The sequence below is a fragment of the Haloarcula sp. CBA1115 genome (genome assembly GCF_000827835.1).
Taxonomy (GTDB): Archaea; Halobacteriota; Halobacteria; order Halobacteriales; family Haloarculaceae; genus Haloarcula; species Haloarcula hispanica.
The window spans coordinates 219,497-245,030 of sequence record NZ_CP010529.1 but is presented as its reverse complement, the minus strand read 5'-3'; the positions used below and the strand labels follow the sequence as shown (position 1 = coordinate 245,030).

The window sequence follows — 25,534 nt, the reverse complement described above, 5'->3', positions numbered from 1 at the left end:
CGGTTGTCGAGGAAGTTAAGGAGTTGGTACTCGTGAATTTCACTGTCTGCTTGCTGCTGTTTGCTAGGCACATTCGCAGCAAGCAGACGTCTCAACTAACCGGCTTTGTGAGGTCCTAAATCTACATAGAGCGTCCGACTCCGGCGTGTCAACAATAGATTTAGATAATGCCCGGAGAAACCAGGATTTGATGGCTATCTCGCTGGTAACGTGGCTCCGTCTGTTCGGTGGTGTCGCCCTCCTTCTGGGAAACAGCTTTTTCGTCACGACCGAGTTCGCGATGACCCGCGTCAGGCAGTTCGAGGAGGCGGAGTTTCTCGGTAATGGACGTGGACTTGAACGCGCCTGGAACATGACCAAGCGGTTGGAGATATTTCTCACAGGCTGTCAGGTGGGGATCACCATCTGCAGTGTCGGCCTGGGAGTGGTCGCTGAACCGGCCGTCACAGCAGTCCTGGGACCGCTACTGGGTGCAGTTGGCGTCACCGGCGGCGGACACACGACACTGTCTGTCCTCCTCGCGTTGGTCGTTGTCAATCTCATGCACGTTATTGTCGGCGAGCAGGCACCGACGTATCTGGGGATCGAGCGTGCCAAGTTCGTCGCCAGGTACGGTTCGGGCCCGCTGTACGCCTGGACAAAGCTCATGTATCCGGTAATCATCTCGGCGGACTGGGTGGCGAAAACGTTGCTGGGCCTCTTCGGCGTTGAGATCTCCCGTTCGTGGACCGAATCGGAGGCCGAAAGCGATCTCGCAACTACTCGGGCCGAACTGCGTAGCGAAATGGGCGAGTCGCTCAGCCGACTCGATATCCCTGAAGAGCGACGGACTGAAGTTATCAACGCTCTCGACATCGGCGCGACGACGGTCAGTGAGATCATGGTTGACCGCAGTGACATCGTCGCGCTCTCGACGACTGACGACTTCGAGACGAACATGGACCGGATCGACGGAATGCCATACGTCCGCTTTCCGTTGATCGAAGGCTCACTGGACTCGTTCGTGGGTGTTGTCTACGCGCCGACGGTGCTGCACAACTACGAAGCGCTGGATTCGGGGACGACCACACTCGAAGAACTGGCAACCTCGCCGCTAACTGTCGCTGCTGAGACGACTATCAGTGACTTCATCGACCGGTGTCAGGACGAAAGTCAGGAACTCGCCCTCGTGGTTGCAGACGACGATGTCGTTGGTCTCCTCACCGCGACAGACGCCTTCGAGGCAATCACCGGTGAACTCGAAGACCCGATGGATCGCGCGGCCGAGTGACTGTCAGCACAGGCACATCATCGTCAATGTGTACCGAGAGTTCGATGACCTCTCCAGTATCCCGACTCTAGATTATAACGTCGTTATCAGAACCACTCGCGGGCCTTCAGGCGAGCCGTTAGCTGGACGCTCTTGCGGAGTCCGCGGCGGACGACACCGCCCGAATTCGGCACGCCCTCTCCGTCTTCGTACTCCAGTCCCCGGACGACCGTAACGGGGATCTGTTCGTCCGCCTGTCCGAACAGCAACGCCGACCCGGCAGTGAGTTCGTCTGCGACGAGGTCGACACCGCCGACCTTCGGCTCTCCATACAGGTCCGTCTGTCCGAAGTTGTTATCGATCGCCTCGATCCCTGAGCACCCGATCGCCAGATCCATCGAACCCGGGCCGGCAATTTCCGAGTCGGCCAAGACGACAGCCACATCTGCGCCAGTCTGTGCCTCGATTCCCTCGCGGAGGCGACGGGCACTCTCGTCTGGATCTTCAGGTAGTAGCGTCATCATCCCGTCCGGACTGTTTGACCAATCGACACCCGCGTTCGTACAGAGTCGACCGTTCCGCTCGGTCACGAGCATCGCTGGGACCTCAGCAAGTGCCTCCTGTGCCGCTTCGGGGTCTACGGCATGTTCCAACAGCACGTCTTCGCCGACCTCTGCGATCGGGATCGCACCGATGACCTCGCTTTCGTCGTAGATGACGGCCACTTCTCGCGGATCGATGCCGGTGATGTCTGCCACCCGGTGGTCGCGGTCAGTGACTTCGACCTCGTCGGCTTCAACGAGTCGGTTCTCGGCGAACGAGACGACCTTCGCGGTGACGACGACGATGTCACCGTCTGTCAGGGGATACTCTGAAGCCGCTGTCTCGACGATCCGGTCGACGAGGTCGTCGTTCGGTTCGACTTGCCCGATATTAAGTCCGTGGAACGTTAGTTCCGTCATCAGTTGAAGATCGGAAACAGCACACTTCAACGCTGAGACGATTGCACATCGCTGGGAATAGACGAGACGTTCTTCGAAACGTGTCCCACTCAGTGTACCGGCGGTATCGGGCAGTCGACGGAACGTAATCACGTCGCACCCACACGGCAGGCGGCTTTATTGGTGCAGGCTGTGTATCGATTCCTGTATGCCCGAAGAAGTCCTGTTCAAGTCAGAAAGTGATCAGAGCCGAGAAGAGATCGCATCGTACCTCCGGAAAGTCGCGGATAATCTCGACAGCGGAAACGCTATCAACCTGAAAGCAGGCTCCGAGTCCGTAACGCTGGATCCCCCTGCCCGACCGACCTTCGAGGTCAAAGCCGAACGTGAAGGGCCGGCAGACAATATGACGGAGCTAAGTGTCGAGTTCGAACTCGAATGGGACGAAAATGATGGCGAGGAGGGCGGCGGAAGTGGTCAGTTAGAAATCGAGTAATCACGCCAACACACGCTGGGAAGTCGATTCAGCGGAACCTATCTAAAACAAATGAAGTCGCTGTGCTGTCCGGTCTCTTTAACTCTTCCTCCTGTTTCTGTCTGGGGGACTGCGTTTACGATACAATCTCTTGGATGTAGAGGTGGGCGTACGCGCTCGCCCACACGATTGAAAGTAGGTCTCCAACGCTTGTAGAGAACACACGCAAAACAGGCGTCACCGAAGCGACGCCCGTCCCTATCTCGGGTAGATAGAGGTTGCTTACACTCCCGATAGCGATCACTGCGATGAGCACGAACTTCCGACGGTAGTTCGTCGTAATCTGCCAGCTAATCCGAAGTGATTTGAGAGGGCCATATTGGCCGATAACGCAGGCCTCCGGTGCGAACCAGAACTTGAACAGCAAGCCGAGAAACGGCACGGCAAAAACGAGCCCACCCACCGCCGCAACGACGGGAAAGCCAACTATATCTGCGGGGTTTCCCGGAATAGCGCCAGCAAGGAGGAGTAGTGGCAGAAACAGAAAGAACGGAACCGTCATTACAGAAAAAACGATAAGCAGTGTTACGCCAATCAACGCCGGTGTCCGGGTGATACTCCGATGGACTCCTTCGCGTATCGTTACAGAGTTATCAGTCAGTTCTCCGGCGACAATTGTTCCCACATAAGCTCGAATCAAGATTATGAACACAAACGCCGTGAGAGCATCGAATACGCCGATTACAGGCATCGGGAGCCCGTTGATGATGTCCGTCTCGAGAAGTCGGTTGGCCAAGATAGTCACACCCGCGAAGGCGATGATCGAGGGGTAGGAGCGAAACAGGCGAACGGACCAGACCAATGCATCAAGGACGGTCCGATTGGTGGTCGTCGTCTCGATGTTTCGGCATTCGAGACAACCACAGCCATCGATATCTTCCCGTGACTTGATCGTTGGTGCCACGTCACACTCGCTTGTGTCGTCACTGGTAGAAGCGCTTCGGACTGGGGGGTCGGTGTGTTCGCTCATTCGGCAGTGATGAACTGTGAGACGGATTCGCCGATAGCGAGTAAAACCGAGGGGGGACCAAGCAGCGAAGCGAACGATTTGAACGCACGTTTGAGACTCGGGCGGTCGTCCTCAGTGCCGAGAAAGAGGAGTGTCGGGTCCTCTGATACGACGTATACACTCATCTCACGGCCTTTCTCCGAATAGCAGGTGTCAGTCACTTCGATTACGCCGGCCGATTCGAGATTCTCCAAATGATAGTGAACGTTCTGCAGGCTCTGGCCGAGTTGCTCAGCGATCCGTGCCGGTGTCGCTGGCGTTTCGTTGAGCAGTTGGAAAATCTCGTACGCAGTCTCGGAGGACAACGCTTCGATTACCTCCCGTGTCGTGTCGTCATCGAGACTCAAGATAGCGGGGTTATCACTTCGTTCGACGGCGGCGTCAGTTTGTGTTGGAAGAAGTCGTGCCATGTGTGTGAGTAGCTGCTGTGGCTGGAGCACGGGATCTGACCCGGCTGGTTGCTGTTCGAAACTATCGGTTGTAATTGTTGGTCGGTGTTTATGTTGATTCCGGGACAGCAGTCAATCGCAAGTAATAGGCCGTGTAGACCGTATAAAAGTACGCGAAGCCGACTGAAGACAGAGCGATCCCGAGAGGGAGCAAGACGGTCATCGGAATCCCTATCTCAATCGGTAATACGTCAGCCGGTCCAGCGTCCGTCAGCGTCAACCGGACGAGATATTCGGGGATGAAGAAGGCGTTCAGCAGGACACTCCACGCCAGCGAGAATCCAACGACGCTTCTGAGATTTGAGCGGACGAGTGCAACACTTTTTCGGAACGCATCAGTAACACTCTCGTTCTCGATGACAATCGCAGTGTCGTAGAACTGCACGAACATAATGACAACGAGGATGGACAGCAGCCAGATGAGTATAGATCCGACGCCGGCGACGAAGGCAGCCATCTCGTTAATTGGGGCGAGTGCCATCGATCCGATACCGAGGATGAACCCGATAAATCCGAGTCCGACAGCGGTCCCGAGCACGATAAGTATGAACAACACAGTTGCGAGGAGAAGTGGGAAATAATGTGTTCGCCCTTCAATGAAAAACTGGGTGAACGACGCGTCTACTCCTTCGATTGCGGTCTGTGCGGTGCCGATGAAGCCACCGAGAACGAACGGGAACACAATGAGCCATACGAGAGAGACACCCGCTGACAGTAGTGGTGATTCGATCAGATGATCCACGTACTGGAGTTGACTTACGGCCCCGATGAGGAGCCCGGCAACGAACAGGATCGGGTTTTCTCGGAGGGCAGCGGATCCGTCTTTGAATGCGGAGACTGTCACCATTGTGTTCACGAATTACTGTCGTCGGGTATTAGGTCGAGCGTAGTATCAAAATCAGATTTGAGCATTTTGAACGGTAGTACAGGCGACGAGTACCGATCTCGCCAACGCTCGGTGGGGTAGTCATCGAGCCACCTTCTGGTGGCGGGACGGTGGAGCCTCTGCAGTTGTCGGATGGATAGACTGTAACTCTGAATCACAAGTATTTTTGATACCAAGCACGTACTGAATAGTTGGGTTCTGGTCCCCACTCCACTTCCCCCCTGAATCGTATCCGATTCACCGATCGGCCCGGATCCAGAACCCGTTGTCGTAGATGACGGCTTCCAATGGTGTGTAGCACGCCGCTCCCCCCAGCTGCACATCATCTCCCCAAGCCTTTGCTGCTTGGACCGTCGGAGTCGTGCAAGCGTGTCTCATTGAAGTTTATCGTTGAGTGAGTTGTGTAATCGGAAAATCGACAGACAGCGTGGGGGTGACACAAGCGTTTTCGTGGCCACTCGTATCAGGAGCAAGTGGGTTCCGTGCCCTGTCCAATTCCATTGGACTCACCCATCCCATCGATTGTTTCAGGGTAGAGCCCGTCGTCGAAGTAGACGACTTCGGATGGTGCGTTGCAGACCGCTTCTCCCACCCCTATCCACCATGCTGCTGGTGTACACAGCGGAGCCACGGGGTAGTGTGTACGTCCAAGTGCGTACGCCACTGGAAACATCGGTAGGGTGGTAGAGCTGGCCACTATTGTGAATGGGTTGATGCGTGGTATTTGCTACCGTGGTTCCACAAAGGCTATTTATGTGGCGTCTGTCACAACCGAGTGGGTTCTGGTCCCCGCTTCGAGCTCCCCTGACTGCTGGTCATCTGACTGGGTTTCCCGGGTCCAGAACCCAGCCGTGCCTCTGACATAGCAAAGTGGTGGGCGCTACGCAAGGTGCCCATTGCAGCCCACCATTTCCCTCCAAACGAACGGGCAAATATCAGTTCCTATCTCTCCTCACAGTCGTCGACGCTAGCCACCATGTGAGACTGCGTCCTTTCGAATCCGAGCTTTTCGTAGAAGGCGATGGCTCGCTCGTTGTCTACGTGCGGATCGAGACTGAACTCCTCACATCCGGCTTCGCGTGCCCAGTCTCTGAGACGGTCGAACAGGTCCGCAGCCAGTCCGGTTCCACGATACGGTTCGCCAACGTAGATGTCACAGATGAACAGTCGGTCGGGGCGGTCGAAGACACTCGGCGCTTCGTCGACTTCGGCCGCGATATACCCGGCAAGCTCACCGTCAGCATCGGCGAGTGGAGTCTCGTCGGTGAATCCATCGACGGCGATCCACGTTCGATACTCCTCCGAATCGAGTCGATCGACGCGGAACGGGAGTTCCTCCGCGACGAGGTCGACGTCGTCGGCGAGTGAGAACGTATCGACAGTCCCTTCGAGTTCGCGGTAGTACGGTAGCCAGAGTTCCTCGATAAAGCGCCGGACAGCAGGCTCGTTTGCTGAGAGTTCCACGATCTCCATACCTGTCCGGACCAGTCGCGCCACTTATTTGTTGTTACTCTCGGGGTGACGATGACTTTGAGAGCAAGAAAGCTGATTGACGGAGCGCATCCAACGCCAGAGCCAATAGAAGGGGCACCTGTCTCTGCACCTGCTGATGGATGTTCTGCTCATTTGCTGCGTGCTCTCTCCCCGAATCGGTGAGACAACAGTATGACTCGGTCGAGGACCACGAACGTCACCCCAGACTTGAACCGGTCCATCATTTAGGACTAACTGACAAATCCTTTGATTGCCTTGAAAAACAGTGTCTCGTTGACGCGTCCCTCTTCTATGGACGGTCAATATGGCCTTCTCACGGAGCCGATGTTCTGTACAAGTAGATGGCACAGAGGGCGAGGATGGCCTCAGCTACCTTCGCTGCGACGGCCAGCGGATTCAGGTTCCCCTGCATATAGAACGCGTCAAAGCTGAACCCCTGGAACACAAACAGTGCGAGAATGGTGACAATGGCGTATCCCGCAGCGACAAGGTACAGCTCGGGTCGCCAGTACCGGCTACTGTACAGGAGGACCCCGCCAAGAAATCCAAGCCCATTCAGAATAAACAGCGCCCCCAATGTCTGACTGAATCCCATGACCTGTGGACCGAGCAGTAAGTGGATGCCAGCAGTGGTAAGCGTAGCTACGATTGCGAGGTACCCTACTGGATGCGATGGGAGTGTAAAAAACGAGTCTTGTCGCTGTGTCGATTGAGCAACCATACTGAGTAATTGTCACTGAAGTGTATTAAATCCATGTGAGTTTTTCGACATTACGGGAGCAGGCAGAACGGATATGATCGGCTGCGTTCCTGGTTCAGCACTGGGTGTAGGAAGTTATCTGTCCGTTCGACTGTCCCATCGAATGCGGAGACAGGCCAGTACATCAGCACAATCAACTACCAGTACTGTGTCCGACGACCGTATCTTCCCCAGCGGTAATACGTCCCGTTTTCTGCAGGAGTCCCCTGGCCCCTCATTAGCAATCGCAACCCGAATCGCTGATTCGATCTCGATTTATCAACTCTGGCCGTGACACTCGGATGAGACAATCGGAATGATATTCTGTTTCCTGTTGGAACACGATCCTACGGATGGTCTCCCGTCGAACAATCGCGCTCCTCCTCGGATCGGCGCTTGTGATTGGTTATGTCCAGTATGATACCGTCTCTGGACCCTTCAAACCTACACTGACTGTGGAAAACAACGACACGACAGCGTATCAACTGTCAGCGTACACTGTCGAAAGCAGAGAGCAGGCGATGTACCTGAATTTCGAGGTCACGACCAGAGATGGCGAACACAGGCTCAAGACGCTCTCGCAGTTGATCTGGCCGGATGGGGATCGAAACGTCACACTCGCTGACGATGGGGTCCCCACGCAACAGATCACCGTCGCTCCCGGCGAGACGGTGACGACCACGATTGATGGGTGGACGCGTGGGGACGTGACAGTGTACCTCGGCGAGAAAGTCGCCGATAACGGGACGCACGTCTACACTAGAGTACGGACGTGTCCCAGAACTGGTCAGGAACACAGTTTGACCTTCGAGGAAGCTGGAACCAGTGGTAGCGCAACCTGTGCCTGAGTGAGGCGCTAGTGACGATCCACAACAGCGAGACCGCTCACAAACGTATTACCGCCTCTCGCCCGAGCGTGCATCCCTCGATTCGACATGGTTGGCCGGGATCGCCGCTGTCCCACGAGAGCCGGTCGAAAAGACGGTTCCGATCGCCACGGAGTGGACCGGTGCCACTACCGCGGTACTCAGAAAGCCGCCGACGACCGGTACGGTTGCGAGACCCCAGTAGGCGAGACCAATGACGATGATGAGGCCGCCGATGGTCATGCCCTGACCTTGTGATCGATGATAGCTCTGCCTGAGCGCCGTCACAAAGCCACGTCCGGTGACTAGCAACGCCGGAAGCAGGAACAGACGGGTCAGAACGAACAGAGCAACCGCCAACAGCAGCAGTCCGAACAGGAAACCAGTGATATCCACCGAGAAACCGCCCAACAGCTGCGGGATGGAGACGACCGCAGCCAGCGCGATAAGATACCTGCTCAATGCACGGGGACCTGAGTGGGTATCGAGGACTCGTGTAATCGTCACCCAACCGGCGATCCCGACTGCGAGTGGAACGAGGGCTTCGAGCCCCACAGCCCAGAGGAGATACCGTGTTTCGAGGTCGACCAACGCACCAACGTGTCGGGCCGTTCGTGCAGTCCCTTGCGGGAACACTGCGTAGTTGACACTGACCGATTGACTGAGCGCGTCGGTTGGTGCCATTGGAATTGAATCGTGCTGGCGAAGCCAGTCGACGAGTGCAACCAGCACACCAACGACGGCGAATGGGACAGCGAGCACAGGGTCGCGACGAATGCGCCCGAGCGCGGACTTGAGAACGCCCAGAGTAGACAGTCGAGGCGTCGGGGATGGGTGTCCAGGTGAAGACACCGTCTCGCTTCCAGCCCCCTCTTTTCGGGGCACTATGCTTCCTCCAGTGCGAGAACTCGGCCACGATTCGCCAGATACAGCATACCATCCCCGACCATCGGTGGCGAGAGGGGTACTTCCGAAGGATGGTACTCGAACTGTTTCTCACCCGTGGCGACGTCGAACGCCTCCAGTGCCCAGAGTGAGTCCACAGCGTAGACGCGACCGTCAGCGACAACCGGCGTCGTTTTTCCGTCGAACGGAACTGTCCACCGTGTCTCGCCGGTTGCCAGCGAAAGCGCATGCAGTTCCTCCCGCTCATCGGCAACGAATATCGTCCCGTTGGCTACCGCTGGCGTGCTGTCGGTCACATTCCCGTCGAGGTTGCGTTCCCACAGGAGTGCGCCGTCGGATCTGGTTCGCAACTGAACTGACTCACGCGTCTGAATGACGACGCCCTCGTCTGTCGCCACTGGCGGCAGAATTGTCATCTCTTCGAGTTCATGGTGCCAGTGTTGCTCACCAGTATCAGCACGATACGCAGTGGCCTCTTGTGGCCACGCGGTGACGAACACGAGGCCGTCGTCCACCGCGGGTCTGTTGTACGTCCCACTGACCGCCTCGTCTTTGTGATGGGTTTGTTGCCACAGGATCTCCCCACTGTTCGGGTTCAGTGCTACGATTGAGTTCGTCCCAGGTAGTGCCGTGTATATCGTCCCGTTCGCAGTGACCGGCGTTGTTGACTCGGCCGGCCCGAAGAAACCGGGCGTCGGCGATTGCGGTCCTGTCCATCGCTCGCCGCCGACACTCATATCTGTGAAGGGAAGTTCCCGTCCGCCATTGGCGTTAAGCCCGTAAACCCCATCTGACCCGGTTATACCGAGTGTCTTCGTCTGATAGATCGAGGCTGGGGCAATCGCTGGAGTTGAGTGATACGGCCCCTGGAAGCTGAACCGCCGCTTCCCAGTCTCGGTATCGAGCGCAAGCAGTCCGTTGCCACCGACGTATAGCGTCTTCCCACGGCGGATCGGTTGGGTACTCCCCCGAAACCAATCCGGGGCCTGGTGTGTCCACGCAACCGCTACATCGTCTTTTGGACCTGATACTTCGGGATTGTGCCCGGTTCCGGGAGGATCGTACCGGCCCATCGGCCAGTCGGAGGGTGACTGACTACCAATACGTTTCTGCGTATCGAGAGACGTGAAGTCAGCTGAACCGGTAATTCCCAAGGCGGCTAATCCCAGAAATCGACGTCGTGAGGAGGGCATCTACTCGCTGGTTTATCACAAGCAAAATTATCGCTGTCGGTCTTTTCGCCGGGTTCACAAGCGGCTGAGTTTCGATGAGAAGCGCTCTTTTCGTAACCCAAATCTGTTCGAATACCAGGCGTCGATCCAAACGGTGACTGACCACCCCAGGTAGTTTTCACAGTACTCTGGATACAGGGTTTTGTTCTGGATGTGAACCCGGTGTAGGGCTGTTTACCCACAGCAGTTCCACGATTGTCTGGGTGTACTGCAACCGCTTTCGAGCCTATAGCTGAGTCTACCCTCCAGTACAGTTATCAAAAATACTACGCTGAAGACTCGGAATGCACTCAATTTCGGTCCAGCTATTGACTAGTGACCCGACCGCGTAGTCCCAAAGACCATGTACTGACCTCCAAAATACCAGCCAGAGATGCCACCTGACCGGCTCCGGAGTATCGTCCCGATGTTCGGCGGCGCAACGAACTACGTCAAGACACTCAATGCAATCCTCGAGTACGTCGACGACCAACAGCCCACTCCCGATGAACTCATCGGCTGGCACCGGGGACACTTCGAACGAGTTTCGAGCCGGGACTCGATACAGCGCCGGATCGACTATCTCGAAGATGTCGGCTTTATCGAACGCGACGGCCACCACTGGCGACTCGGCCCGGAGGGTCCCACCTACATCGCTGAGCAAACGACCGAAACGCTCCTTGAAATCATGTGTCGCCGGAACGTCGGCCTCCGGAGCCTGCTGTACTCACTTGTGCCCGCTCCGATGACAATCGAAGAAATCGGGCACCAGCAACTCAAGACGCATACAAGCTTGGGCTGGGATCCGGCCAACACGGACATGGCCAAACAGCGGGCAAACTGGCTCCGAAGCCTCGGACTCGTCCACAAGGACGGCCAGCAGTATGCCCTCACAGATGAGGGCCGCCAGTTCGTTGAGACCGCCGTCGAGCAGTGGGCTGGGTCTACCCCACAGGCCGATGCACCTACCACAGATACTCCGACGGTAACGACCTACGAAACGACGGTTCAGGCCCGTGCAGTTGATCCGGAGTTCCGGGAGACAGTCCTCGTCCAGTATGATAAGACCTGCCCGATATCCGGCGTTGACCACCGCGGGCTGTTGGATGTCGCTCATGTCCTGCCCTGGAGCGACTACCCACAGCACCGGGCGGATCCCACCAATGTCCTCCCACTCAGCAAGATTCACCACGCAGCTTTCGACCGCGAACTATTCACTATCGACCGCAACTATCGGCTGCACGTCAATCCCGACTTCGAGACCGACAGCGACCTGCTGAAACAGACAATCGTCGACCGAGCTGGTGAGTCAGTCCCCCAGCTGGACGGCAACGTCGCACCAACGTATCTCCGGCAGCACAATGACTCTCTCGATTGGGTGACGAATTAATCGGAGCGAAGACTGTGCCTGACGTGTACTTCTCGAACGCTTTCGCGGGGGAGGATACCACAGCACAAAACGGATTCAACCGGGCTTCAGCGGTCGATAACCTCGCCGTCCCCAACAGCTAGTTCGGATTCGAGTTCGGCGATCAGTTTCGTTCCCTCGGCATGGAGTTCGTTCGCCCGTTCCAGCGAGACGTCTCCGTTTTCGAGCTGGTCGATAATCTGTTCGAGCCGGTCGGTCTTGTCGGCGATTGTCTCGTCTTTCATAGTGGAAGCAGGATGTACAGGAGCAGAGCCACAACAAGCAGGCCCAGAGCGAGCAGGACGAGCAGCAGCCGTCGACGCTGGCGGCGATAGGCTGTGGCCTCCTGTTTCCGTTTCCGCTCCTGATCGTACTGGGTGCGTGCTTGCTCTAGCCGGTTCTCAAGATCGGTCAGTGCATCGCGAACGTGCGTGTCGTATGCGCGGTCGAGTTCGCCTTCGAACGAGGACAGGTCCGATTCGGCGGTCCGTCTGTAGGCGTGGGTGAGTCGGTCATCCATCGTCTCCAGCGTCGTCTCGACGGTCGCTGTGTAGGCCGTGTTGAGACGCTCTTCGAGTGTGTCCAGCTCCGCGTCAAGGGTTGTCCGCTCCGGAACGATGTTGCCTACCTCGGTCGGCGTCATCACCCGTCTGTCGGCCACTTCGTCGGCCAGTGTTCGGTCGTTCTCGTGGCCGACCCCAACTACGATTGGCGTCTCGGTTTTGTGGATAACACGGCAGAGCGGCGTTTCGTTGAACACCCGGAGGTGCTTGTCGGACCCACCACCGCGAGTAAGCACGATAACGTCGATCAGCGGGTCGTCATCGAGTTCACTGATCGCACCCATGATCGACATCATCGCATCGTCGCCCTGAACGCTCGTGTTCTGGATGACGATATCCACGTCGGGATACCGCTCGTGGACGCTGGTGATCGCATCCATCCGGGCATCGCTTGTCGCACTGGTGGCGATCCCGATCCGTTCTGGAAAGTCCGGCAGGGCTTGCTTGTGCTCCGGATCGAGCAATCCATCCGAGTCCAGCAGTTCCCTGTTTTGCTCGTAGATCTGCTGGTACGTGCCCTCACCGACCGCCACGATGTCTTCGACGATGACGGAGACGTTGCCCCCGTCTTCGTAGTACGACAGCGAGCCTTTGACAGCTACCTGCATCCCATCCTCGATTGTGGTGTCGATTGTCGATCGTTTGTACCCAAAGAGCACGCAGTGGATCGTCGAACCCTCGTGGACCAGATCGAGGTGGACGTGGTCGCTTGAGGACACACCATAGTCGGAGACATCACCGACGACGTAATCGAAGGCGAGCTGGTCTGCGCTCTCGACGACTGTGCCGATATCCTCGTTCAGCGTATCGACGTAGGTGATTCGCTCCGTTTGGAGTGCTTCCTGCAGTGTCTCCAGCGACGTGTGCGTCGGCTCCGGCTCCGAACCCATTCGACTCCTCTGTAGTGCGGTTGTGTACTTAAGCCATGGTACTATCTTGTGACAGCGATCCGGACGACCAGACGCGGCCAGCCAGCGGTGTGCCCTGACCGCATTTTGTCGATTTGTGTTGCCTCTTGAACTAGATGATTGAACCAATTGATTGAACCAGTTGATTGAATCGGTTAGTTGAACAAGTTGCTTGAATCAGGAAAATCAATCAATAGGTTATTTCAACTGAAGGCTATAACAACCAGCTATGCTCTCATACAGCACTTACAGCGAGGCCGGCGGCGTCGGCAAGACGACGACCGCCGCGAACCTCGCCGTCGCACACGCCCGCGCCGGTCTCAAACCACTGGTCGTCCCACTAGATCCGCAAGAAGGCAATCTCTCGCGGCTATTTGGCGTCGACAAGGACCGCTCGAAGAACATCGATCATCTCGCCCGGCATATGATCAACCGGCCCAAAGGTGACTTTGAGGATCTCATCGTCACCGCTGAACACGGCGTCGATGTCATCCCTGAACACAACCAACTCGCCGATCTCGGGGACTGGCTCCGCCGCGAACAGGACCAGGCCGCCGCTGTCGGGGATGCGTTCAATATTCACGCCGCGTTACTCAGCACGCTCGCCGATGCTGGCGTTCGTGACGAGTACGATGTGCTGATTTGTGACCCGCCGGCAACGGAAGGCCCACACCTACACAACGCTATCAACGCCACACGGTCGTTGGTTATCCCAGTCGAACCGAGCGCGAAGGGTCAAGCCGCTGTTGAGGGGTTGGAACAGCTCGTTTCCGGGCTTGAAGACACGCTTGAAATCGATGTAGGCGTCCTTGTGGCCGTCCCGGTCGGCGTGAAAGGGACGAACGACCAGAAGCGCGTCCTTAGCGAGATCCCGTACTCGACACCAGAAATCTTCGGCGACCGTACCTCGCTAATGGAAGGGTCGTGGGCACAGCAGTGCTCGGCGTTCACGTATGTCCGAGACCATCGCGACCGTCGACGTGACTACGAGGTCGAAACGCTAGCACAGTACGACCGATTGGCTCGCTACCTCGAAGCGCAAGCCGAGATCGAAGCCCCGAACCCACCGGAACCCGGCGCTATCGAGGAGGTGGCGTAAATGGCGGGCATGAAAGAAGGCCCCGGAGAGGACCCGTTCGCCGAGGAGACGACCGACGAGCAAGACGACCCAGCGCCGGACCCAACACCTGAAACGACAGCCGAATCTCCGTCCGAATCCGAAAGCGATAGCACCGACAACATGAGTACAGACGAAATCCCGTACGTCATTCGCCGACAGACGGTCAAAGAAGACCGCGATAACGAACACGTCGCGTTCCTCCGTGACGAATACGCCGAATTAGAGGACCAAGTGAGGGGCGACGTGGCCGATGAACTCGGTATGCGCTCAAAAGATGTCTCGGTGACGGATCTGCGCGAGGCGTTCGTCGAACTGGCGGCAGAGAATCCCGACACTGTGGCTTCAATACTGGAGAGTTGGGGCTACGAGCATCTCAAGTGACCAAGACCAGACACTATCGAATACGCTGCTCGCACAAAGCAATGGGTCGCAGATCGAGTGGATGACCCACCGGTCGCGATTCATTGCGGCTACCGCATATACTGCTTGCCGTTCCTCTCCCTCATGTATGCCCACAGGAGTCCTATCAGGACGACAATAACGGCGATAACTCCAAGTTTAACGAATTGTATTGGGGCAAGCAAAGGGAAGTCAAATTCGGGACCGAGGAGGTGGAACGCGATTCCGGGGACAGTAATAAGTGCCTCAGTTCGAGTTCCGGTCCAACCTTGTGACGGCATGAACGCAACTCCGGCGAGGAGAGCCCCATAGATGATGAACGGCAGTTGGTAGACCAAATATACGAAGAAGAATCCGCCACCCGACATCGTAAAGAGCCGATAGTACTGCCCCTCATAGGCAATCACATACTGACCCTTTCCGGGGTTGATCGTATCACTGTAGAAGAAACGGTCCGGAAAGTCTTCATGCCCATAAATCGTGTAATGGCCGTCGGGGGATTCGATGGCTCGTCGAACAGGGTCTTGCGCGGAGTTTGAGAGATTATCATACTGGAGTACCGGACTGTTTTCATTGATGTCGGATTCCTCGATAGGCTCAGTAGTGAAGTCTGCCTCCTGGCTCCAGTCCAACATAGTAATTGGAGCACCGATGAGTGAAGCTGCAACTATGAGGGCAAAGATTGAATGGACCAATCGATAATTCATGAGTAGGGTATCTGGAGAAGGAAATAAATGTCTTGTCTGTATGACTAATACAGCGACTCGTGCAGGTCGAATTGACCGGTGCATACGCACACTCGCCAATTGTGACAGTCGATAATACGTTGACGCTGCTGAAGAAGAATGGAATCGGAAAGTGAGGTACTCCGTTCGGGTTAGCGCGGCGTCTGAGTGGCTACACTATAGTACCATTGGAAATCAATGCACACCTGATCGCACGGCGGCAGTGCGATCAGTGTGTACATCGTTTCAATCGTTACTATAGCTGGTGCCTCAGAACCACTCTGAATTCGTTGCCTGTACACAAGACCGACCGTTTGGAGAGCAATTTGAATCCGTCTCCATTCGTTGATTCGGCTGAAACCACGGATCACAGTCCTGTTAAACCCACGGTAGTCTCAACTTCCAACGCAACAATCCATATAGCGATGTGTGCTTTAAAGCGATATTTACCAAACCACCGTAGAGACATAAGTCCAGTACAAGCCACCCGCATCGACGGCTATCTGTTCCCCTCGGAACGCTCGAAAAACGGCCACGTCGACGGAGCCACAATCGCAGGCTAGTTCCACGACCTTGCCGAGAAGGCCGAGTTCCAGAAGAGATCGACGGCGTCGCACGGAAGTCGCACATGGGCCGGCGGTTCTGGTACGATGCGTATTCGCGAACCACGCAGGATCTACTGGAACACGTCCAAGATATCGCTGGCGAGCAGGGTAGTGCAAGTGCCAAAGTCGTGTCTGATGACTATCTGACCGATGAACGGAAGCGCGAACTCCGCGTGTGGGAACTTCCGGTATTCGACCTAGGGGTATTGGTCGGGCAGGCGGTTACCTACCTAGCGGTTGGATTATTTGTCTTCCGGGTTGGGACGGCTAAAGCACCCAAACGGGGTGTTCTCGGGCACTAGTAATGGATGGGAAGCAGTGGCCGATGTGTAATAAACCCAAACGCCACACCAGTGCTATGTAATAACATAAAATATTTCTCACATATTCTGCCTGAATTTACAAGTATAAACACCACCATCATGATATAACAAGCGTACACTTGTAAGATGTGGTGATTTAATCGGTTCTATGGTTCTTTCTAGCGGTTTCTCCAACAGACACTGTCGCTAAAAACGCCCCTGTGAGCCGACAGTTCCACCAAAGCTTATTGCAACGACCGCGGGATATTCGATTTCTTCCCATCGCCAAGCAGAATCTCGGACCCGGATCACCAGAGTAATTACCTGACCCTTGACTAAACACGACGTTTTGGGTAGGTAGGTTACCTAGTTACGACAGAGTCGTTCGCAACATGACGCTCTAAACGCTCGGGGAGTTCGTCCATCTCTCCAGTCTGAATTCTCCACAGCATCGCGTACAACCCGTCTTCCTCCAGCAAATACTTGTGAGTGCCGCGCTCGACTATCTGTCCGTCTTCGATGACCAGTATCCGATCTGCATCACAGACCGTTGAGAGACGATGCGCGATTGCTATCGTGGAGCGTTCCTCCGCAAGTTCAGTCAGACTCCGATTGATCAGCAGTTCCGTTTCCGTGTCAACACTTGCCGTCGCCTCGTCAAGAACGACGACATCCGGATCCTGAAGGAATACTCTGGCAAGCGCGATTCGCTGGCGTTGTCCCCCAGAGAGCTTCACACCGCGCTCCCCGACTTCTGTCCCGTACCCGTCTCGGAGATTCTCGACGAACTCGTGTGCCTGTGCCGCTCGTGCCGCCTGTCGGACGGCTTCGTCACTCGCCTGTGACTGCCCGTATCGAATGTTTTCCGCTACCGTGCCATCGAATAGGAATGGCTCTTGGTTGACGTATCCGATGGACTCGCGCAAGCTCCCTAGCGTCACCTCCCGAATATCGTGCCCGTCCGCTCGTATCTCTCCGCTCGTCACATCGTATAATCGTAAGAGGAGCTTTGCTATCGTCGACTTTCCTGCACCAGTCGGGCCGACGAGTGCAACGGTTTCGCCCGGATTCAGCGTGAACGAGATGTCAGCAAGTACAGGTTCGTCAGCGCTCGACTCAGGATTATTTGTCCCGTAAGCGAATGACACTGTATCGAACTCGACGTGACCATCGATGCTGTCGAGCACCGCTGCGTCGGGATTTTCGGTTACGTACGTGGGTGCTCGTAGGAGTCCACAGATCCGCTTTCCAGAGGCTTTCGCGTTCTCGTACCGGTCGACGACGTCGGAAAGCTTCGCGAGTGGGTCGGTGAGCCGTTGGGTGAGTAACATAAATACGACGAATGTACCGACAGTGAGATCACCCGTTAACGGACCTGGTGGCCCGGTGAACACCCAAGTTCCTCCGACGACGAACGTTGCGAAGAGTATCAATCCGGTTAAAAACCGCATGCCAGGCCGGTAAACAACACTCAATCTGATTGCACTGATCGCATCGTCGTACAGATCTTTCGCCGCGTTATCGATGCGGTTAGCCTCGTATCCCTTTGCTGGCGCTGTTTTGACGAGTAGGCTGCCGCTGATCGCGTTCTGCAAACGAGTGTTTAGATGCCCGACTGACGACCGCCAGCCGGCGTATCGTGGCTCGACCGCCTGGGTGAACCACCATGTGAAACCTATGAAAAGCGGGAGTGCGAGCAGTGTAATCACTGCGAGCTGGTAGTTGAGATGAAGAAGAATTCCCGTAACTCCGACCACCATGACACCGATCCGTACCATGTCTTGAAGTCCGTTGTCGAAGAACCGTTCCAAATTGGTCGTGTCGTTGTTCAGGATGGACATGACCTCCCCAGTGTCTACCTCCTCCTGAAACACCGTGTCTAACTCTTGGAACTTCCTGTAGCTGTCCGCTCGAATATCGTACATAACACCGTGGGCGAAATCATTCATCATATAGTCTCGGAGCCATGCCGTCAAAGCGACCAGTACGAGCGACCCGCCAACAAGCAAGGCTGAGAGCCAAAACTGACTCGTTGCGTCCGATGGCAACCAGGCACTGGGGACGAGAGGAAGTGTATACGCTCCCTCATTGTTAAAGACGGCGTCGATGGTTGTTCCCAGAACTATCGGCGTGACGAGCCCTGCTCCGCGTGAGACGACACTGGCGAACAATCCGAGTGCTAACCGTCGCTGCTTCGTCCGTCCATATCGAACGAACAGACTACGGAGAGGCTGTTCGATGTCCCGTCCGAGTTCGTCGATAGTGGACCCGTCCCCGCCTGTGTTCTCCTCTGTCATGTGTTCAAAACGCTGCTGCTATTGAACTCTTGATTCTCGCAAGTCTGGTCAATGCGTATCATGTGAACTCAGCGAGTGGGTTGGGAATGGTACCGTGATGGCGCACTTTCGGGCGCGTATTGGTGTTCGTGTAGCCGTGATCCAGCAACCGATTCCGGTTGAGACAGTAGTTCCGGAACCGAGGTCTAAAAAGGTCGATTGCTTCGTACCGATCCTCGTATCTCGGGAACTTTTTGTGGTAGTTTTCGATGGTGTTCCGAACGTGCTGCCAGAACGCTGCTTCAGTGAGTCCGTGGGTTCGCTCCAGCGCGTCAGAGACAAACCGGAACACACCGTCGAACAGCGTTCCCACGATTCGATGACAGAGGAGAATCGGTGGTTTCCGCTTCACGATACTGTGCGTGTATCGGTCATCGTCGCGGAGTTCTTCGGGGAGCTTCTCGATCAGTTCAGGGAAGTTCCGGTCTATGACCGCAACCTCGTCAACGAAGTCCGTGATCGCAATCCGGGTGGGAACGTCGTCCTCCAGTATCAGGACGACATTCGTACCGTGCGGCATAAATACAAGACCATAGCGATAGAGACAGTGTAGAATTGGATTCAGCAGAGTCTCCAGAAACTCGGTGAGCCACGTCTCCGGTGTCATCCCCGATCGATCGACGAGTTTTGCCACGACCGGCGTCCCATCGAAGTCATCCTCGTACACTGCAGCCAGAGCTATCGGGGACTCGCTGGAGTCTACTGAAGGCGTGACGCTCTCTCGCCAGACACACCCGAGTAGCTCGTGAAGTTGGTACGGAGCGTCCTCGAGTTGGCTGAACTTGGGGTGTTCGTAGTTCACACCTGCGATTTCTCCGGGAAGGACGAGGTTACAATTGGTTCGAAGATACGGATCGTCGTCTAGGATTGACTGTACGAACTCGGTCACACGAGGGGCGGCTTCAGCTTGCTCACCGAGTATCCCACGGTACACGTTGGTGTTCAGCACGCGTATGGGGAGCTTCACATGCTTCTTCTCGGGATCCGTGACATTTGAGAACGTACGAATGGACTGCTGGGGAAGGTACGTATCGGGACCTTCACCGAGAGGGACGAGCAAGTCGTCCGCGATGTCGCCAGCGAACAGTTGGATAACGCTGTCCGTCCACTGCCAGTCGTGAACAGGAAAGAGAACGTAGTCGTCCGGATCGAGCCCGTCACTCGAAAGCCGTGACCTGAACGCCTGATACTGGTCCCCCAACTCGTTCTCAAGGAGTTCTCTCTGTGAGATCCCAGCAACCGACGTGAACGTGGCCCGATTCTCATGTGCCGCGACCCAGGAGAGTGTCCGCTTACGTTTCGTCTCGGGGGCGTACTTATGGTAGTCGTCGTAATCGAACCCGACCCTGCCTTTGTTATATGTGTACTTGGGATGTCCTTCCAGTTCTCCTTCGACCATTGCGTAGGGGAGGTCAAGAATCGACTCACGCTCACGGTTATCTTTCGACGCGCGAACGTGTGTGTCGGCGACGAGTGTGTTGTAGTACTCTCTGAGGAGGCGTGCGAGGGTTGTCTGGCTGGTTCCCAAATACGCCTGGGCGTCGACCAGGAACTGAATCGGGTCGTCTGCCGGCTCCGGCTCAGTCCCTGCAATACCGTCACGTCGAATGATCGAGTCACAACGGACTCGATAGGTTCCGAGCGCGCGCTGATGCGCGTCGAACTGGTACTCGACACCATCTGTCAACCGTACCACGTATCGAGTCCACTCCTCGACGGGCTCGTCGGATTCTGCGGGGACGGTCCGTGTCTCCGTCGGAGCTAAAAGGCCCTCGCGGGTGAACTCCGCAAATATCTTCCGTAACATAGCCTCGTTCGCCCGCTTCCAGTGGTCGCTTCCGAATGTGGAGCGTACCGTGTCTGAGTACTCCATTATCTGTACTCCCCGTCTGTGTTTGCAATCCGTCTGTCGCTCTTGCAGTGACTGAGTACGAACATCGTAATCGCCTAGTTTTAGGCTAGCCTAAATTATATATAAACCTTGTCCTGCAAGAACGGTGTGTTGTATGGACGGCTAGTAGCCATTGAAAATCAATGCACACCTGATCCACGAGGGCAGTGCGATCAGTGTGTGAATCGTTTCAATTGTTACTATAGCATCGTGCATTTCACACTACAGCGCCTACTTTTTTAGGCTAGCCTAATAACATCTCCTATCGAGGAGTGCTGATGACAAAAGAACCAGCTATCCAGTCCCGATGTGCAGAGGAAGATATCGACCTTGTTCGGTTGCTCTTCGTCACACAGAGCGGCGCAGTTCGCGCGCAAACTGTTGACACGGCCAAACTGGACGAAGCAATCGAAAACGGAACGACCGTCTCACAGTTGATTCAAATGTACAACGCGGTCGGGCGGAGAAACAAGGACGGTCATCTCACGACTGTCGGGGAAGTTCGGCTCCGTCCGGACCCAGACACGTTTCGAGCCCTTCCCTACGCGGAGCGAACAGGAGTCATGTTTTGCAACATACAAACGCTCGACGGGAATCCCTGGACGATTGACGCTCGTTCGTCCCTCCGTTCGTTCTCGCGCACCCTCGAGAGTAAAGGCTTGTCGCCACGAGTCTCCTTCGAGAGCGAGTTCCATCTGTTTGAGCGGAACCCAGAAGGCGGCGACCAGACTATCGGTTCGCCCGGCGCATATCTTACAGAAAGCACGCGCGAAACACACGGGACGATCCTCCGAGCTATCGATGCTCTCGAGGAACAAGACGTCGTTGTGGAAAAGTACCATCCAGAGTACGCCCCCGGAAAGCACGAAATCGTGACAGGTCACCAGTTTGGACTCCGTGCGGCCGATGAGCACGTCCTCGTTCGTGAGACGGTCGACAGCGTCGCCCGATCTGATGGATACCGGGCCACGTTCTTACCTAGGCCGTTTGATAACGCGACGAATGGCTGCCACCTTCATGTTTCACTCTGGGACGGGGAGACGAACCAGTTCTACGACTCTGGGGATGGGAGCCTGAGCCGGATAGGCAAGCAATTCATTGCCGGTGTGCTAGAGCACGCACCAGCACTTACAGCCCTTGCAGCCCCCACTGCCAACTCGTACGCCCGACTACGACCGCAGAACGGTGCAGCAGGGTACGTCTGCTGGGGACAGGAGAACCGAGAGGCTTTGGTTCGCGTCCCGGCGCTTAACGCGGGCGATCAGAGTGGGAACTCGTTACGACTGGAATTCCGTGGTGCGGACAATACGGTGAACCCCTATCTCTGCTTGCTGGGACTTCTCGGGGCTGGATACGACGGTGTTGATCGGGGTCTGGAGGTTCCCGAACCACTCTCCGTTGATCCAGGGAATCTCACTGCGGAGGAGCGGTCTAAAAAGTGTGTCGAGCGATTGCCCCGGACGCTTGGCCAGGCGCTTGACGAACTTGAGTCCGACGACGTGTTGCGGGACGTGCTCGGTGACGCGTTGTTCGAAACATATGTACAGGTAAAACGCAGTCACTGGCGCCAGTTCGCGTACGACAGCGCACAATCGTGGGAGATGGAGCACCTACGAAGCGTGTATTAGGCTCTTACCGCTTAACACAGACCCTTGCCACCTCATTCACTGTAGCGATGTAGAATAAAATTCCGGCTGTCAGATTTCACCGCCATTTTTCAATCACCCGACAGGCTTTTGTGTTTTTAGGCTAGCCTAAAAAACGCATGTATCGAGAATCCAGCCGTTCAGGGAGAATCCCGCACCGAAGATACGAGCAATCTAATACCCAACTACGGCAGAGCCAAGAGAATAGAGAGTCCAGCGCGCGGACGTATCCACGAACACTTCCCTTCGCAGTCGCACGAGCCAAAGGTGCGATACTTGTCGACGCCGACGGAAACGAGTACATCGATTGCTTGGCTGGAGCCGGGACGCTAGCCCTCGGACACAACCATCCAGACGTGGTTTCGGAGGTGGAGCGAGTGCTAGCCGAGGACCGGCCCCTCCACACATTAGATATCACGACCCCTGAGAAGGAAGCGTTCGTGGACGCGCTATTCGAGAGCTTCCCGGACGAGTTCTCGGACACGGCAAAAGTACAGTTCTGCTCCCCGGCAGGAACTGACGCCGTCGAGGCCGCACTGAAATTGGCGAAAACTGCGACCGGCAACCGAAGCGTCCTCGGCTTTCAGGGCGGGTATCACGGGATGACTAATGGTTCTCTCAGCCTTATGGGAGACACCGATGCGAAAGAGGCAGTTCCGGGGCTTATGCCAGGCGTCCACCACCTACCATACCCGGACCCATACCGTCATCCGTTCGGGCTGAAGGCAGGTGAACACGAATCTATCAGCCGATTTGTAGAGCGAGTGATCGCTGACTCCGAGAGCGGCGTCACCGACCCTGCGGCGGCGATCGTCGAACCCGTTCAGGGAGAGGGCGGCGTCAATCCGGCACCCGACAAGTGGTTGCGGAAGCTCCGCCGAATGACGCGTGAAAACGACGTTCCGCTGATCGTTGACGAGATCCAGACCGGTCTGGGCCGCACTGGTGAGACATGGGCGTTCGAACACGCAGGAATCACTCCGGACATCGTTACCTGCTCGAAAGCGGTCGGCGGCGGTCTCCCACTGGCGCTTGTTGTCTACGATGAGAATTTCGACGTGTGGGAACCTGGCGCTCATGCCGGAACGTTCCGCGGGCACCAGCTTGCAATGGCCGCCGGCCGAGTAACAATACGGCACGTATTAGAAAACGACCTTGACGAGCACGCAGCGAAGATGGGCGAGCAGCTTCGAGAGGAACTCGACTCGCTAAACGCCCGCTTCGATGCGATCGGTGACGTACGTGGCTGTGGGTTGATGCTCGGTGTAGAGTTTGTCGACCAGACGGTGGACACTGACGATGGAGAGGTTCCCCCGCCAAACAGCGAACTTGCGTCGACGGTGAAGGCGGAGTGTTTTGATCGCGGACTCGTCATCGAAACCGGTGGCCGTGACTCAGCTGTCGCACGGTTCCTGCCGCCACTCACTATCGACCAGAACCAAGTGAACAAGATTGCCGTTCGTTTCACCGAAGCCGTCGAAGCGGCGATAGACGAAACAGCCGGGATATAATTATGAGCGACAGGAAGAGGTCACAGGGGCTCGGAGCAAACTGCAAAACGCCAGCAGAGCACGCTGAATCAGCTACCCTGCATGCACTACTGAACTGTTATCACCGGGAGACCGGTAATGGACGGATCATTTCCGGTGCGGAGGCTCCCGTGTCGGTTCACAGTACTGAATCCATCCTTTACGTACCATTCACACAACAGGAGGTTGCGGTGTATGCAGCGCTTCGATACGACTCTGAAACCGGTCGACACATATTTCACCTTCCGATACACGTCCGTCAAAAGGGCCAGACTTCTACAGTAGACGCTGGAACGCTGGCTGCGTTTATCCGCCGCGAGATTATGTTGTCAACGGGAGCAGATACAACCGAGGCGACCGATTTACTGCGACGTATCCTTGTCTCACAGCGCGAAATAGAGCGATTCATTCGTGAACGCAGTGACAACGCTGCTCACTTGGAGAAACTCCCCACTTTCATTCGAGCAGAACAGTCGCTCTGTTACGGTCACCACCTCCATCCGACTCCAAAGAGCCGTGAGGGAATCGCGGAGCACGAGGTTGCCGAGTATGCACCAGAACTCCGTGGTTCGTTTCAGCTCGACTACTTTGCCGCTGATGCCGAGATCGTTTCACAATGGTCGGCACACGACGAGAGTGCAACCCAGTGGATCTCGTCGGGACTCCGCGAAGCGAACAGTATGATCCCGCAGCGAGCAGAGTCTGCTCTCAACGATGGAAAGTTACTTATTCCCGTCCATCCGTGGCAGGCTGACGCCCTACGCTCACGACAATACGTGGCGGATGTAATAGACACGGGACACCTGATCGATCTTGGCGAATTCGGTCCCACATTCTATCCTACCTCTTCTGTTCGGACGCTATGGAGCCCCGAAACTCCCTATATGGTCAAATCCTCGGTAGCCATAGAGATAACGAACGCCGAGAGAACAATACCGCGGTCGAAACTTCGGTTAGCAGTCGCCGCTGCCGAGCTTCTCACTACAGAGTACGCCGATCGGCTCAGTGATGCTCATCCGCAGTTCTCGATATTGGCAGACGCTGCTGCTGCAACAATCGATGTCGGCTCCGGAAGCGAATCGGGGTTCGAGATGATTCTTCGAGAAAACCCATTCAGAGGCATTTCTACGGAGAATACTGCTACCGTCGTTGCGCTCTGTCAGGATCGACCGTCTGAGCCACCGTGGGTCTCACAGATCATCCAGCGAATAGCACAGCGGGAGGGTCGTCCGGCGTCAAAAGTAGCCCGTGAGTGGTTCCGTCAGTATCTGAGAACCGTAATTCACCCTGTTGTGTGGTCGTACTTCAAGCTTGGTGTCGGACTGGAAGCTCATCAGCAAAACACTGTAGTTCGACTGGATGAGGACGGCTGGCCAAAGGAAGGGTTCTATCGAGACAACGGTGGATACTGCTTCCCCAGATCACGGTACGATCTGGTCGATAGCTGGATTCCCGGCCTGGAAAATCGGGTAGAAACCGTTTGCTCCGACGAAATTATTGACCGTTGCCTGAGATACTATCTATTCATCAACAATGCATTCGGTGTGATTAACGCACTGGGTGTCGGCCGGGCTGCTGATGAAACTACGCTATTAAAGGTTCTCCGCGAAGAGATAGCGTCTCTTGTGGAGATCGAGCCCGCAACCTCCGACCTTCTCTCAGTACTACTCGACAGCGATCAAATACCATGCAAGGGGAACCTGTTTACGAGGTTCGAGGGATATGACGAACTGGATTCGACTTTAGATGACGAGTCGGTCTACGTCGAAATAGCGAATCCACTCACAACGCCTTTTAGGCCGTCCTAAAACGCCAAC

Annotated in this window: 22 protein-coding genes; 9 read left to right on the top strand and 13 right to left on the bottom strand. The window is 55.9% G+C overall.

Annotation, left to right across the window (positions count from 1 at the left end):
• The first annotated feature begins 190 nt into the window (after positions 1-190).
• Positions 191-1,270 carry a CNNM domain-containing protein gene (locus tag SG26_RS00985; RefSeq protein WP_050007337.1) on the top strand — a complete coding sequence of 360 codons (1,080 nt, stop codon included), beginning with the start codon at positions 191-193 and terminating at the stop codon, positions 1,268-1,270.
• A gap of 86 nt (positions 1,271-1,356) precedes the next feature.
• On the opposite strand, the gene SG26_RS00980 is transcribed toward SG26_RS00985, so the two are convergent.
• On the bottom strand, positions 1,357-2,211 hold the full coding sequence (locus SG26_RS00980; protein ID WP_225306805.1) for a coenzyme F420-0:L-glutamate ligase: 855 nt from the start codon (positions 2,209-2,211) through the stop codon (positions 1,357-1,359).
• 187 nt (positions 2,212-2,398) lie between these two features.
• On the opposite strand from SG26_RS00980, the gene SG26_RS00975 reads away from it, so the two are divergent.
• Positions 2,399-2,686: an amphi-Trp domain-containing protein gene (locus tag SG26_RS00975; protein WP_008308543.1), complete on the top strand. Its 288-nt coding sequence runs from the start codon at positions 2,399-2,401 to the stop codon at positions 2,684-2,686.
• Between the two features lie 115 nt (positions 2,687-2,801).
• Here the strand turns inward: SG26_RS00975 and SG26_RS00970 are convergent, their stop codons facing one another.
• From SG26_RS00970 to SG26_RS00950, 5 genes are all read right to left on the bottom strand, one after another.
• A complete protein-coding gene (locus tag SG26_RS00970) occupies positions 2,802-3,629 on the bottom strand; it encodes a hypothetical protein (RefSeq protein ID WP_225306806.1) in 828 nt (275 codons plus the stop codon).
• Between the two features lie 62 nt (positions 3,630-3,691).
• Positions 3,692-4,144, bottom strand: coding sequence for a helix-turn-helix domain-containing protein (locus SG26_RS00965; protein WP_014030815.1), 453 nt, complete (start codon positions 4,142-4,144; stop codon positions 3,692-3,694).
• A gap of 88 nt (positions 4,145-4,232) precedes the next feature.
• Positions 4,233-5,030, bottom strand: coding sequence for a hypothetical protein (locus tag SG26_RS00960; RefSeq protein WP_050036593.1), 798 nt, complete (start codon positions 5,028-5,030; stop codon positions 4,233-4,235).
• A 981-nt stretch (positions 5,031-6,011) separates the two neighbouring features.
• Positions 6,012-6,542, bottom strand: a complete 531-nt coding sequence (locus SG26_RS00955; protein ID WP_050038225.1) for a GNAT family N-acetyltransferase — start codon at positions 6,540-6,542, stop codon at positions 6,012-6,014.
• Positions 6,543-6,876: 334 nt separating this feature from the next.
• The gene (locus SG26_RS00950; protein WP_050036592.1) at positions 6,877-7,284 is read right to left on the bottom strand and encodes a hypothetical protein; all 408 of its coding nucleotides are present in this window, start codon (positions 7,282-7,284) and stop codon (positions 6,877-6,879) included.
• A 371-nt stretch (positions 7,285-7,655) separates the two neighbouring features.
• On the opposite strand from SG26_RS00950, the gene SG26_RS00945 reads away from it, so the two are divergent.
• Positions 7,656-8,150, top strand: coding sequence for a hypothetical protein (locus tag SG26_RS00945; protein ID WP_050036591.1), 495 nt, complete (start codon positions 7,656-7,658; stop codon positions 8,148-8,150).
• A 48-nt stretch (positions 8,151-8,198) separates the two neighbouring features.
• Here SG26_RS00945 and SG26_RS00940 read toward each other — a convergent pair whose 3' ends face one another.
• Positions 8,199-9,053, bottom strand: a complete 855-nt coding sequence (locus SG26_RS00940; RefSeq protein WP_228841621.1) for a hypothetical protein — start codon at positions 9,051-9,053, stop codon at positions 8,199-8,201.
• Positions 9,053-9,811 (bottom strand): PQQ-binding-like beta-propeller repeat protein, encoded by a 759-nt coding sequence (locus SG26_RS00935; protein WP_175055130.1) that lies wholly within the window; start codon positions 9,809-9,811, stop codon positions 9,053-9,055. Before SG26_RS00935 ends, SG26_RS00940 begins: the two co-directional genes overlap by 1 nt.
• Before the next feature lie 868 nt (positions 9,812-10,679).
• Between SG26_RS00935 and SG26_RS00930 the strand changes: the two genes are divergently transcribed.
• Complete coding sequence (locus SG26_RS00930) at positions 10,680-11,675, top strand: HNH endonuclease (protein ID WP_079980785.1); 996 nt, start codon at positions 10,680-10,682, stop codon at positions 11,673-11,675.
• Positions 11,676-11,761: 86 nt separating this feature from the next.
• Here the strand turns inward: SG26_RS00930 and xseB are convergent, their stop codons facing one another.
• Entirely contained in the window at positions 11,762-11,938 is a 177-nt protein-coding gene (xseB, locus tag SG26_RS00925; protein WP_014030824.1) for an exodeoxyribonuclease VII small subunit, read from the bottom strand.
• Positions 11,935-13,146, bottom strand: a complete 1,212-nt coding sequence (gene xseA / locus SG26_RS00920; RefSeq protein ID WP_014030825.1) for an exodeoxyribonuclease VII large subunit — start codon at positions 13,144-13,146, stop codon at positions 11,935-11,937. Before xseA ends, xseB begins: the two co-directional genes overlap by 4 nt.
• Before the next feature lie 247 nt (positions 13,147-13,393).
• On the opposite strand from xseA, the gene SG26_RS00915 reads away from it, so the two are divergent.
• Positions 13,394-14,263, top strand: coding sequence for a ParA family protein (locus SG26_RS00915; protein WP_014030826.1), 870 nt, complete (start codon positions 13,394-13,396; stop codon positions 14,261-14,263).
• The gene (locus tag SG26_RS00910) at positions 14,264-14,665 is read left to right on the top strand and encodes a hypothetical protein (RefSeq protein ID WP_014030827.1); all 402 of its coding nucleotides are present in this window, start codon (positions 14,264-14,266) and stop codon (positions 14,663-14,665) included.
• Positions 14,666-14,754: 89 nt separating this feature from the next.
• Here SG26_RS00910 and SG26_RS00905 read toward each other — a convergent pair whose 3' ends face one another.
• The 3 genes from SG26_RS00905 to SG26_RS00890 all read right to left on the bottom strand — a co-directional run bounded on the left by SG26_RS00905 (position 14,755) and on the right by SG26_RS00890 (position 20,524).
• Positions 14,755-15,390 (bottom strand): hypothetical protein, encoded by a 636-nt coding sequence (locus tag SG26_RS00905; RefSeq protein WP_014030828.1) that lies wholly within the window; start codon positions 15,388-15,390, stop codon positions 14,755-14,757.
• Between the two features lie 1,287 nt (positions 15,391-16,677).
• A complete protein-coding gene (locus SG26_RS00895) occupies positions 16,678-18,612 on the bottom strand; it encodes an ABC transporter ATP-binding protein (RefSeq protein ID WP_050036588.1) in 1,935 nt (644 codons plus the stop codon).
• Between the two features lie 58 nt (positions 18,613-18,670).
• Positions 18,671-20,524: an IucA/IucC family siderophore biosynthesis protein gene (locus tag SG26_RS00890; protein ID WP_014030831.1), complete on the bottom strand. Its 1,854-nt coding sequence runs from the start codon at positions 20,522-20,524 to the stop codon at positions 18,671-18,673.
• Positions 20,525-20,820: 296 nt separating this feature from the next.
• On the opposite strand from SG26_RS00890, the gene glnA2 reads away from it, so the two are divergent.
• The 3 genes from glnA2 to SG26_RS00875 all read left to right on the top strand — a co-directional run bounded on the left by glnA2 (position 20,821) and on the right by SG26_RS00875 (position 25,525).
• Positions 20,821-22,170 carry a gamma-glutamylputrescine synthetase gene (gene glnA2 / locus SG26_RS00885; RefSeq protein ID WP_050038223.1) on the top strand — a complete coding sequence of 450 codons (1,350 nt, stop codon included), beginning with the start codon at positions 20,821-20,823 and terminating at the stop codon, positions 22,168-22,170.
• Between the two features lie 137 nt (positions 22,171-22,307).
• Positions 22,308-23,699, top strand: a complete 1,392-nt coding sequence (locus SG26_RS00880) for a diaminobutyrate--2-oxoglutarate transaminase family protein (RefSeq protein ID WP_050036587.1) — start codon at positions 22,308-22,310, stop codon at positions 23,697-23,699.
• A gap of 2 nt (positions 23,700-23,701) precedes the next feature.
• On the top strand, positions 23,702-25,525 hold the full coding sequence (locus tag SG26_RS00875; protein WP_050036586.1) for an IucA/IucC family siderophore biosynthesis protein: 1,824 nt from the start codon (positions 23,702-23,704) through the stop codon (positions 25,523-25,525).
• The last annotated feature ends 9 nt before the right edge of the window (positions 25,526-25,534 follow it).